The sequence below is a fragment of the Allosphingosinicella sp. genome (assembly GCF_036402135.1).
Taxonomy (GTDB): Bacteria; Pseudomonadota; Alphaproteobacteria; order Sphingomonadales; family Sphingomonadaceae; genus Allosphingosinicella.
Map to the genome: position 1 here is coordinate 41,868 of NZ_DASWTN010000037.1, position 10,391 is coordinate 52,258.

The 10,391-nt window shown below is 64.0% G+C and carries 9 protein-coding genes; 5 read left to right on the top strand and 4 right to left on the bottom strand.

The genetic code is table 11. From position 1 onward, the window contains the following. Positions 1–15: 15 nt before the first annotated feature. From gyrB to VGD10_RS10950, 4 genes are all read right to left on the bottom strand, one after another. A complete protein-coding gene (gyrB, locus tag VGD10_RS10935; RefSeq protein ID WP_331040850.1) occupies positions 16–2,535 on the bottom strand; it encodes a DNA topoisomerase (ATP-hydrolyzing) subunit B in 2,520 nt (839 codons plus the stop codon). Positions 2,536–2,590: 55 nt separating this feature from the next. After that, positions 2,591–3,700 carry a DNA replication/repair protein RecF gene (recF, locus tag VGD10_RS10940; protein ID WP_331040851.1) on the bottom strand — a complete coding sequence of 370 codons (1,110 nt, stop codon included), beginning with the start codon at positions 3,698–3,700 and terminating at the stop codon, positions 2,591–2,593. A 32-nt stretch (positions 3,701–3,732) separates the two neighbouring features. Further along, on the bottom strand, positions 3,733–4,845 hold the full coding sequence (gene dnaN, locus VGD10_RS10945; RefSeq protein WP_331040852.1) for a DNA polymerase III subunit beta: 1,113 nt from the start codon (positions 4,843–4,845) through the stop codon (positions 3,733–3,735). A 146-nt stretch (positions 4,846–4,991) separates the two neighbouring features. Continuing rightward, complete coding sequence (locus VGD10_RS10950) at positions 4,992–5,570, bottom strand: porin family protein (protein ID WP_331040853.1); 579 nt, start codon at positions 5,568–5,570, stop codon at positions 4,992–4,994. Between the two features lie 137 nt (positions 5,571–5,707). Between VGD10_RS10950 and VGD10_RS10955 the strand changes: the two genes are divergently transcribed. The 5 genes from VGD10_RS10955 to VGD10_RS10975 all read left to right on the top strand — a co-directional run. Continuing rightward, positions 5,708–6,196 carry a hypothetical protein gene (locus VGD10_RS10955; RefSeq protein ID WP_331040854.1) on the top strand — a complete coding sequence of 163 codons (489 nt, stop codon included), beginning with the start codon at positions 5,708–5,710 and terminating at the stop codon, positions 6,194–6,196. A 44-nt stretch (positions 6,197–6,240) separates the two neighbouring features. Then, positions 6,241–7,437, top strand: a complete 1,197-nt coding sequence (rlmN, locus tag VGD10_RS10960; protein WP_331040855.1) for a 23S rRNA (adenine(2503)-C(2))-methyltransferase RlmN — start codon at positions 6,241–6,243, stop codon at positions 7,435–7,437. Between the two features lie 147 nt (positions 7,438–7,584). Then, positions 7,585–9,504, top strand: a complete 1,920-nt coding sequence (locus tag VGD10_RS10965; protein ID WP_331040856.1) for a sensor histidine kinase — start codon at positions 7,585–7,587, stop codon at positions 9,502–9,504. Further along, on the top strand, positions 9,497–9,856 hold the full coding sequence (locus VGD10_RS10970) for a response regulator (RefSeq protein WP_331040857.1): 360 nt from the start codon (positions 9,497–9,499) through the stop codon (positions 9,854–9,856). The genes VGD10_RS10965 and VGD10_RS10970 overlap by 8 nt, the downstream gene beginning before the upstream one ends. A 5-nt stretch (positions 9,857–9,861) precedes the next feature. Then, positions 9,862–10,391 (top strand): class I SAM-dependent methyltransferase (locus VGD10_RS10975; RefSeq protein WP_331040862.1); only part of this gene is annotated, 530 nt, incomplete at its 3' end.

The window sequence follows — 10,391 nt, forward strand, 5'->3', positions numbered from 1 at the left end:
GCCGCCCGCTAGTGCTCAGACGTCGAGGTTGGCGACGCTGAGCGCATTTTCCTGGATGAAGTCGCGGCGCGGCTCGACCACGTCACCCATCAGGCGGGTGAAGATCTCGTCGGCGACGTCCGCCTGCGCGACCTCGACCTGGAGAAGCGAGCGATTTTCGGGATCCAGCGTAGTTTCCCAGAGCTGGTCGGCATTCATCTCGCCGAGACCCTTGTAGCGTTGGATCGACAGGCCCTTCCGCCCGGCGGCGAGGATCGCCTCCAGAAGCTCGATCGGCCGGCGCACCAGCACACCGCGCGCGTCCGGCGCCCTGTCGGAACTCGGAACGCCCTCCACCTTGGTCTGGGGCTCGTCCTCGTCATCCGTCTGGCCGTCGCCTTCATTGGCGGCCGCCGAGGCCTTGAGCGACAGGAGGCGGGACGCCCTGGCGTAGGTCGCCGCCTGCTCCTTCATTAAGGTGTGGAGCTTCCGCGCCTCGGCAGAGACGGTGAATTTGTGGTCGATCACATGATAATCGGTGACGCCGCGCCACAGCCGCTTCAGAACGTAATTGCCGTCGGCGCCGATCTCGCCCGACCAATTGCCTTCCTCGTCGCCCGCGTCGAGCCAGGCGGCGGCGCGCTCGATCGCGGACCGGTGCTGCTCCGGCTTGACGGCCGGGTCGAGCGCGCCGGACAGTGCGAGCGCCTCGATGATCGCGGGATCGTAGCGGCGTGGAATGTAGCGCATCAATGTCCGCACGCGGCGCGCATGCTCGGCAAGCGACCGCAGATCCTCACCCGAACGCGGCCCGTCCGGCGTCTCCAGAACCATGGCTCCGATGCCCGCGTCGACGAGATAATCGTCGAGCTTGGCGTCGTCCTTGAGATAAACCTCGGAGCGCCCCTTCGCGACCTTATAGAGCGGCGGCTGGGCGATATAGAGGTGCCCGCGCTCGATGATCTCCGGCATCTGCCGGTAGAAGAAGGTCAAGAGAAGCGTGCGGATATGGGCGCCGTCCACGTCGGCGTCCGTCATGATCACGATCTTGTGATAGCGCAGCTTCTCGATGTTGAAATCGTCGCGGCCAATACCGGTGCCCATCGCCTGGATAAGCGTGCCGACTTCCTTCGACGACAGCATGCGGTCGAACCGCGCCCGCTCGACGTTGAGGATCTTGCCCTTCAGCGGAAGGATCGCCTGCACCTCGCGGTTGCGGCCTTGCTTGGCGGAACCGCCGGCCGAGTCACCCTCGACCAGGAACAGTTCGCACTTGGACGGATCGCGCTCCTGACAGTCGGCAAGCTTGCCGGGGAGCGAGGCGATATCCATCACGCCCTTCCGCCGGGTAAGCTCGCGCGCCTTCCGCGCCGCTTCGCGCGCCGCCGCGGCGTCGATGATCTTCTGGATGATTGTGCGCGCGTGCTGCGGGTTTTCCTCCAGCCATTCCGACATCTTGTCGGCCATCAGGCTCTCGAGCGGCTGGCGCACCTCGGACGAAACGAGCTTGTCCTTGGTCTGCGAACTAAACTTCGGGTCCGGCAGCTTCACGGAGACGATGGCGGTCAGCCCCTCGCGCATGTCGTCGCCGGTAAGGCTCACCTTCTCCTTCTTCAGCGCGCCCGACTTTTCCGCATAATTATTCAGCGTGCGGGTCAGCGCCGCGCGGAAAGCGGCCAAATGCGTGCCGCCGTCCCGCTGCGGAATGTTGTTCGTGAAGCAGAGGACCTGCTCGTAGTAGCTGTCGTTCCATTCCAGCGCGACCTCGATACCGATATCGTCGCGCTGACCGGTGACGGAGATCGGATCCGGGATGAGCGCCGTCTTGGTGCGATCGAGATAACGGACGAAGGCAGAGATTCCGCCCTCGTAGTATAGCTCGACCGCCTTCTCCTCCTCGTGCCGCGCATCGGTGAGGATCAGGCGCACGCCGGAATTGAGGAAGGCGAGCTCGCGAAAGCGATGCTCAAGCTTGTCCCAGTCGAATTCCGTGATCTTGAAGGTTTCTGGCGAAGGCAGGAAGGTGACCTTCGTCCCCTTCCTGTCGCCGGCAGCCCCGGTGACCTTAAGCGGCGCTTCGGCATCGCCGTGCCGGAAGCGCATCCAATGCTCTTCGCCGTCCCGCCAGATGGTGAGCTCCAGCCATTCGGACAGCGCGTTCACCACCGAAACGCCGACGCCGTGGAGGCCGCCCGACACCTTGTAGGCATTGTCGTCGGAGGTATTCTCGAACTTACCGCCGGCGTGGAGCTGGGTCATGATGACCTCGGCCGCCGACACCCCTTCTTCCTTGTGGATTCCGGTCGGAATGCCGCGGCCATTATCCTCGACCGAGACGGAGCCGTCGGGATTCAGAGTGATGCGGATCAGATCGCAATGCCCCGCCAGCGCCTCGTCGATCGCATTGTCCGAAACCTCGAACACCATGTGGTGGAGGCCCGAACCGTCGTCCGTATCGCCGATATACATTCCAGGCCGTTTCCGGACCGCGTCGAGGCCTTTCAGAACCTTGATAGATTCCGCGCCATATTCCGAATTTTGAGGTGTAGATGCCATGGATAGGATATAGCGACGGAGTGACGAAAACCCAAGGAAAAAGGCCGCGATCCGGCTAGTTTTCGCCGCCAGCAAGCCTCTGTTCTTGAACGATTTTTCCCGTCCGCACGGCCAGCCACGAAACATCGCCGGAAACCGCACTGAAAAGCGACGGTTCGGTGCCTGTCATCCACACCTGTCCTCCGCCCGTTGCAAGGCGCTCGAACAGAGCCGCGCGGCGGCTGGGATCGAGGTGCGCCGCCACTTCGTCGAGGAGGAGAATGGGCCGCTGGCCGGTTTTCTCCGCCACCAGATCGGCATGGGCGAGGGTGATGGACAGGAGGAGCGCCTTCTGCTCGCCGGTCGAGCAGCGCTCCGCCGGCTGCCCCTTGCCGAGATGGGTGACGAGGAGGTCGGTTCGGTGCGGCCCAGTCAGCGCCCGGCCGGCCGCCGCGTCGCGGCCGCGCCCCTCCTTCAGCGCCTGGCGGAGCGCTTCCGCCAGATCGGCGGCTTCAGGCCGCCAGCGATCGAAGGCGAGACCCGCCCTGGCAAACGGGCCCTCCACCTGCGCCCGCAGCCGTTCCTGCAGCGCCGCCAAAGTTCGCTCCCGCGCCTCCGCGAGAAGCGCGCCATGCTCCGCCATTCCGGCTTCGAGCGCGGCAAGCCAGGAGGGGTCGGCACTGTCAGGCTCCGCCAGCAGCTTGTTTCGGGCGCGCATCGCCGCCTCGTAGCGCGTGGCATGGCCGGCATGGCCCGGCTCCAGCGCCAGCACCAGCCGGTCGAAGAATTGCCGGCGCCCGCTCGCACCCTCGCTGAACAGCCGGTCCATCGCTGGAGTCAGCCACAACACCGACAGCCATTCGCTCAAGCTGTTCGCCGACGCCGCAGCCCCATTGATCCGCACCTGCCGCCGCTCGGGCGCGGCAGCCTTCGTCCCAGTACCGATCTCTACGTCGCTAAGCCGCGCCGCCACGGCAAAGCCGCCCGGCCCGTCGGTCCGTGCTATTTCCGAAAGGCTCGCGCGCCTCAGCCCCCGCCCCGGCGAAAGCAGCGACACCGCCTCCAGCACGTTCGTTTTCCCCGCGCCGTTTTCACCGGTGAGGATGACGAAGCGGGGGCCCGGCTCGATCAACGCATCGGAGTAGGAGCGAAAGTTTGTAAGGGAGAGGCGAGTAAGTGCGGGCATTGCAGGGCCGAAGTACCACTCCGGCCCGATATTTATACCCGCATCGGCATCAGCACATAAAGCGCGGGCGCCTTATCATTCTCGCGAAGCAGGGTCGGGGCGGCGGCGTCCGCGAGGTGGACTTCGACGGTGTCGCCTTCGATCTGGCCGAGAATGTCGAGGAGATAGCGGGCGTTGAAGCCGATCTCCATGCTGTCGGCGCCGTAATCGCCCGGCACTTCCTCCGCGGCGGTTCCGTTCTCCGGGCTTGTGACCGAGAGGGTGATCTTGTCGCGGTCGAGCGCCATCTTCACCGCCCGCGTCTTCTCGCTGGCGATGGTGGCGACGCGGTCGACGCCTTCTTCGAAGCTGCGCGGATCGATCCGGAGCAGCTTGTCGTTCGCGGTCGGGATGACGCGGCTGTAATCCGGGAAGGTTCCGTCGATCAGCTTCGAGGTCAGGATCGCATTGCCGAGGCCGAAGCGGATCTTCGATTCCGACAGCGACACCTGCACCGTGCCGTCGACTTCATCGAGGAGCTTGCGGAGCTCGCCGACGCATTTCCGCGGAATGATGACGTCCGGCATACCCTGCGCGCCTTCCGGACGGGCAACGGTGACGCGGGCGAGACGGTGGCCGTCGGTCGCGGCCGCCTTCAGCACCGGCTGATCCTCGTCCGACACGTGGATGAAGATGCCGTTCAGATAATAGCGGGTTTCTTCGGTCGAAATGGCGAAGCGCGTCTTGTCGATGATCTGGCGGAGCGTCGCGGCCGGAAGCTCGAACTGGGTCGGAAGCTCGCCTTCGGCGATCACCGGGAAATCGTCGCGCGGAAGCGTCGCGAGATTGAAGCGGGCGCGGCCGGCGACGACCTGCATCTTGCCCTCGGCGGCGGTCAACTCGACCTGGCTCCCTTCCGGCAGCTTCCGGGCGATGTCGAACAGGGTGTGGGCAGAAACCGTGGTCGCGCCCGCATCGGTCACATTGGCTTCAACCGTCTCGTTAACCTGGAGATCGAGGTCGGTCGCCATCAGCCGGATCGCGCCGTCCGCCGTCGCTTCGATGAGGACGTTGGACAGGATGGGTATCGTGTTCCTGCGCTCCACCACGGACTGGACGTGCCCGAGGCTCTTAAGGAGCGTGGCCCGTTCGATCGTCGCCTTCATGAGATCCCCCAAATGGTGCTTTGGCGGGAACCTTAAAGCGGCTCTTGCGCCATCGCTAGAGCCTTATTGGCGTCGGCGAAAAAAGGCCGGGGACAAGTCCCCGGCCTCTCTCTTGCCAAGCCAAAGTACTACTTTGGCTTGAGTGCTTAGAAGCGGAAGCCGATGCCGACTACTCCCTGATGCTTCTCGAAGCCGGACTCGTAGTTAGAATAGCGATATTCCGCCTTCACGAAGCTGTTCGGACCGATGGCGTGCTCCAGACCGGCACCAAGACGGACACCGTCGAGGTTATCGCCCTCCTCGACGTTATCACCGGTGACCGGATCATATTCGGTCTGCAGGCGGGCATTGGTGTAGCCGGCCTTGCCGTACAGGAGCGTGTTGGCGCCGACGAGCGTGCCGATGCGGCCGCCAACATAGATGTCACGACCGACCTGAGCGCAGAGCTCGTCGCCGGTCACGAGAACGCCCGACTGGCACTCGTCAACGGTCGAATCTGTGATTTCGGCTTCGACGCCGGCAACACCCGCGCCGAACTGAACGTCATAGCCGATGCCCGCACCGTAGGTCACGCCGTCCTGATCGTCGTCGAGATCCTCGACGCCGACGCGGTCATAGCCTACAATGCCTTCCACGCGAAGGCCGGTGAACGGTGCGGCTTCCTGAGCCAGAGCAGGGGTGGCAACGGTAGCCGCGAGAAGCGCGGCAAAAGTATATTTACGCATTAATCAACTCCACTAATTACAGGGTCCCGAAGGAACGGTGGCACCCAGCGTTCGCAGCTGCAAAATGTTCCATGAATGGCGGATAAACGCGGTTTTCTGTTGCGTTGTGATCACGATGCGTTGATCGTCCTGCTGCAATGCGGCCGTCAGTTTTTCTCCTTCTTTCGCTGATCGTTACGGCTCCGGCCCATGCGCAGCGGGTGCCGCTCGGAATTTTTTTCGGGTGGGGCGCTTTTCGCGATCAAAGGCCGGGAAAATGCTACGCGATCGGGCAGCCGCACAATCTTCCGGACCGGCTCAAGGGATCGGGATGGGCGACCGTCAGCTATTGGCCCGTTCGGAATATCCGCTCCCAATTCCATGTCCGGCTCAGCCAGCCGAAGCGAGCTGGATCGGCCGTGATCCTCCGCATCGACGGGAAGCTGTTCCAGCTCCGCAGCGGCGGGCAGGATGCCTGGACTGCGAATGGGGCAGCGGACCGGCAAATCGTCACCGCCATGAGGACGGGAACCGAAATGGTGGTGGACAGCCGCTCGGTGCGCGGCGGCCTCATTCGGGACCGCTACCATCTGCGCGGCGCCGCAACCGCCGTCGATGCCGCGGCGATCGCCTGCACACGGACCTGAAACGGCTGGAAAAAAGCCGCATTCCTCCTTACATGGGCGCGATCATGACAGCCGCGATGCCCATCCCCGGACATATCGATCCGGTCCCCGTGCCTCGTCCGCCGATGACCGCGGACGATGCGCGCCTGGACCTTGTCGGCCTTTCGCGCGACCAAATTCGCGCCGCACTCGAAGAAGCGGGGCTCGATGCGCGGCAGGCGAAGCTTCGCGCCAAGCAGATCTGGCATCAAATCTACAATCGCGGCGCCACCAGCTTCGAAGCGATGAGCGACATCGCCAAGCCGCAGCGTGCCTGGTTAGCGGATCGCTTCGTGATCGGGCGCCCCGACGTGGTCGTGCAGCAGGTGTCTACCGACGGCACCCGAAAATGGCTCTTAAAGACGCCGGACGGCCACGATTACGAAATGGTCTTCATCCCCGATGCGGACCGCGGAACCTTGTGCGTCTCGAGCCAGGTCGGCTGCACCCTCAATTGCCGCTTCTGCCACACCGGCACGATGCGGCTGGTGCGCAACCTCACCGCAGGCGAGATCGTGGGGCAGGTGATGCTGGCGCGGGACTCGCTCGGCGAATGGCCGTCGCAGCCGGAAGGGCGCATGCTCTCCAACATCGTGATGATGGGCATGGGCGAGCCGCTCTACAATTTCGACAATGTCCGCGACGCGCTGAAGATCGTGATGGACGGTGACGGGCTTGCCCTTTCCAAGCGGCGCATCACCCTTTCGACCTCCGGCGTCGTTCCGATGATGGAGCGGGCTGGCGAGGAGATCGGCGTCAACCTCGCCGTGTCGCTGCACGCGGTGACGAAGGAAGTGCGCGACGAGATCGTGCCCCTCAACCGCAAATACGGGATCGAGGAGCTGCTCGCCGCCTGCGCCGCCTATCCAGGCGCCAACAATGCCCGCCGAATTACCTTCGAGTATGTGATGCTGAAGGACAAGAACGACAGCGACGATGACGCGCGTGAGTTGGTCCGCCTCATCAAGAAGTACAAGCTTCCCGCCAAGGTGAACCTCATTCCGTTCAACCCCTGGCCCGGCGCCCCCTACGAATGCTCGTCAGACGAACGGGTGCAACGCTTCAGTGACATCATCTTTGAAGCTGGAATCTCCGCCCCCATCCGCCGCCCGCGCGGGCGCGACATCATGGCCGCCTGTGGGCAGCTGAAGTCCGCGGCGGAGAAGAAGAGCCGTGCCGAACTCGACAGACTCGCCGAGGAAAAGCTCGCCGCCCTTGGCTGAGCGGCCCTATCTGCCTGCCGCTTCTTGTCTTTTAATAGTTCGCCGTTATCACCGCTCGCCGGGCGGGGTAACTAGGTGGTGGAGAACCGCGTAGCGTCTATGGCCTCGTCTCCTGTTCTTGAAATCGGCGAAGGCGAAGCCGCAAACATGCGCTCTCGTATTCGTGCCCATGACTGGGCGGCGACCCCACTCGGGCCGATGGAGCAATGGCCCGCCGCCCTCAGGCTCGCACTCAATATCGCCGAGCACAGCGCCTTCCCGACGGCCATCTACTGGGGGCCGGAGCTTCGGCTTCTCTACAACGACGCCTGGGCGCCTATTCCGGCTGAGCGCCACCCCTGGGCCTTGGGCCGTCCGGCGGCGGAAGTCTGGTCGGACATCTGGGAAGTCGTCGGGCCGGAATTCCGGAAGGTGATCGAAACCGGCGAGGGAATGTCCGCGTTCGAGCAGATGCTGCCAATGGTCCGAGATGGCGTCCCCCATGAGACCTACTGGAACTACAGCTTCACGCCCATCGTCGATGAGACCGGCAAGGTTGCGGGCATCTTCAACCAGGGCAATGAAGTCACTCAGGCTGTCACGAACGAACGGCGGCTGTCATTCCAAGTGGCCCTGTCCGAACGGCTGCGGAGCATATCGAGCCCTGAGCAGGTCAAGATGGAGGCGGCGTCAATGCTCGGCGCGCATCTCAGCATCGACCGAGCGGGGTATGGGGAGATCGATCCTGCGGGTCAGCAGGTGATTGTGCGCCGCGACTGGACCCGCGGCGAGCACATGCCGAGCCTGGCGGGCGAGAGCCGCATCATGGACGCGTTTGGTCCAGCGGTGATCGATACGTTGCGGGCCGGCGAGACTTTGGTGATCGAGGATTATCGGGAAGACGCGCGTGTCACGACGCCCGAACATTACGCCACTTGGGAAGGCATCAATACGCGGTCGCTGATCGTGGTGCCCCTCCTTAGAGTGGGCAAGCTTCGCGCCCTCTTCTACCTTCACGCCGCCGAGCCCCGGCGTTGGGCGCCGTGGGAAATAGCACTGGCGCGCGACGTCGCCGACAGCACCTGGGCTGCCGTCGAGCGTGCCGAGGTGGAATTACGGCTCCGCGCGAGCGAGGACCATTACCGGCACGCGGTCGAGCTCAACCCGCAGGTGAGCTGGACCTCGCTTCCGGACGGCCAGTTGAACCGCGTCTCAAGACGTTGGCTCGATTGGACCGGTACGCCGGGGACTGGGGAAAGTTGGGCGGAAGGCCTCCACCCCGATGATCGTCAGCGCACCTTCGAAGCTTGGGGCCATTGCATCGCGACCGGCGACCCCTACGACATCGTGCACCGCGTAAAGATGCGGGATGGCAGCTATCGCTGGGCCCGATCCCGCGCCTATCCTCGCCGCGACGAGAAAGGCGAGATCGTCCTTTGGTACGGCGCCACTGAAGACATTCACGAGCAAAAAGTCGCGGAAGAGCATCAGCGCCTCCTCATCAACGAACTCAACCACCGGGTGAAGAACACGCTGGCGACGGTTCAGGCGATCGCCTTCCAGACCTTGAAAGGCAATATCTCGCTCACCGAGGCCCGGTCGCGGTTCGAGGCGCGGCTGCTCGCGCTTTCCAACGCCCACAATCTTCTCACCGAGCAGAATTGGGAAGGCGCGCCGCTGCACCGGGTGGTCGCCGACTCGATCGCGCCTTTGGCCGGAGAGCGCACCCGGATCGACATGGAGGGCGCGGCGATCTGGCTCGCGCCCCGCGCCGCTCTCGCCCTTGCGTTGGCGCTGCACGAGCTCAGCACCAACGCAATTAAATATGGCGCTCTGTCGAACGATGGCGGCAGGGTGTCGATCTCCTGGAGAACGGAGGGCGACACGCTCCGTTTCGAATGGAAGGAGCGAGACGGCCCGCCAGTTGAGGCGCCGGTGGGCCGCGGCTTCGGTTCGCGCCTGATCGAGCGTGGCCTTGCCGCCGATCTAGGCGGAACAGCGACCCTCCATTTCGAGCCGGACGGCCTTTGCTGCGTGATCGAGGCCTCGCTTGAGGCCATCCAGGCACGGGAGGCGGAGCTTGGCTGAGCGGCGGCTCCGCGTGTTGATCGTCGAGGACGAGATGCTTGTCGCGATGAATATCGAGGATATGCTGCTCGACCTCGGCCATGAAGTGGCGGGCCTTGCCAGCCGCGTCGAGCCGGCCATGTCGCTGGCCCGGGAAGGCGAATTCGATCTCGCGCTCCTCGACGTGAACCTCGCCGGATCGCCCTCTTTCCCGATCGCCGCCATCCTTCGCGACCGCGGCATCCCCTTCCTCTTCGCCACCGGCTACGGCATCAAAGGCATTATCGAGGAGTTCCGTTCTTACCCCGTCCTGCAAAAGCCTTTTCGGGAGCGGGACCTTTCTTTAGCATTGGAAGCAATTGAATTCGGGTGAGGGCCATGTGGCTGCTCGGCAAATTCCTGAACCGCGTCGTCCGTAAAGGCGAACTCATCGTCATCGATGCAGACGGGCGTGAGCACAGGTTCGGATCGCGGGATCCGGAGCGGCCACCCGTGGCCTTCCGCCTGACCGATCGCCGCGCCGCCTTCGACATCGTCAGCGATCCGCGGCTCGGTGCCGCCGAAGCCTATATGGACGGGCGACTGGTGATGGAGCGAGGCGAGATACTCGACCTCCTCGACCTCATCCGCTCAAACGCTCGCTGGGAGCGAGGGGCGAATCTCGGCAAAAACCGCGCCAAACGCCTCCTGCGGAAGGTGGACCAGGTCAACTGGGAACGTCGCTCGAAGCGGAACGTCGCCCATCATTACGACGTGGGGAACGCGCTCTACGACCTCTTCCTCGACGAGGACCGACAATATACGTGCGCCTACTTCCTGAACCCCGACGACAGCCTCGAGCAGGCGCAGCTCGACAAGAAGGCGCACCTCGCCGCCAAGCTGAACATCAAGCCCGGCATGCGCGTGCT

What these genes read in the sequence shown, in the direction of transcription:
- gyrB (WP_331040850.1), bottom strand. Translation starts at nt 2,535, where the DNA reads ATGGCATCTACACCTCAAAATTCGGAATATGGCGCGGAATCTATCAAG.
- recF (WP_331040851.1), bottom strand. Translation starts at nt 3,700, where the DNA reads ATGCCCGCACTTACTCGCCTCTCCCTTACAAACTTTCGCTCCTACTCC.
- dnaN (WP_331040852.1), bottom strand. Translation starts at nt 4,845, where the DNA reads ATGAAGGCGACGATCGAACGGGCCACGCTCCTTAAGAGCCTCGGGCAC.
- VGD10_RS10950 (WP_331040853.1), bottom strand. Translation starts at nt 5,570, where the DNA reads ATGCGTAAATATACTTTTGCCGCGCTTCTCGCGGCTACCGTTGCCACC.
- VGD10_RS10955 (WP_331040854.1), top strand. Translation starts at nt 5,708, where the DNA reads ATGCGGCCGTCAGTTTTTCTCCTTCTTTCGCTGATCGTTACGGCTCCG.
- rlmN (WP_331040855.1), top strand. Translation starts at nt 6,241, where the DNA reads ATGACAGCCGCGATGCCCATCCCCGGACATATCGATCCGGTCCCCGTG.
- VGD10_RS10965 (WP_331040856.1), top strand. Translation starts at nt 7,585, where the DNA reads ATGCGCTCTCGTATTCGTGCCCATGACTGGGCGGCGACCCCACTCGGG.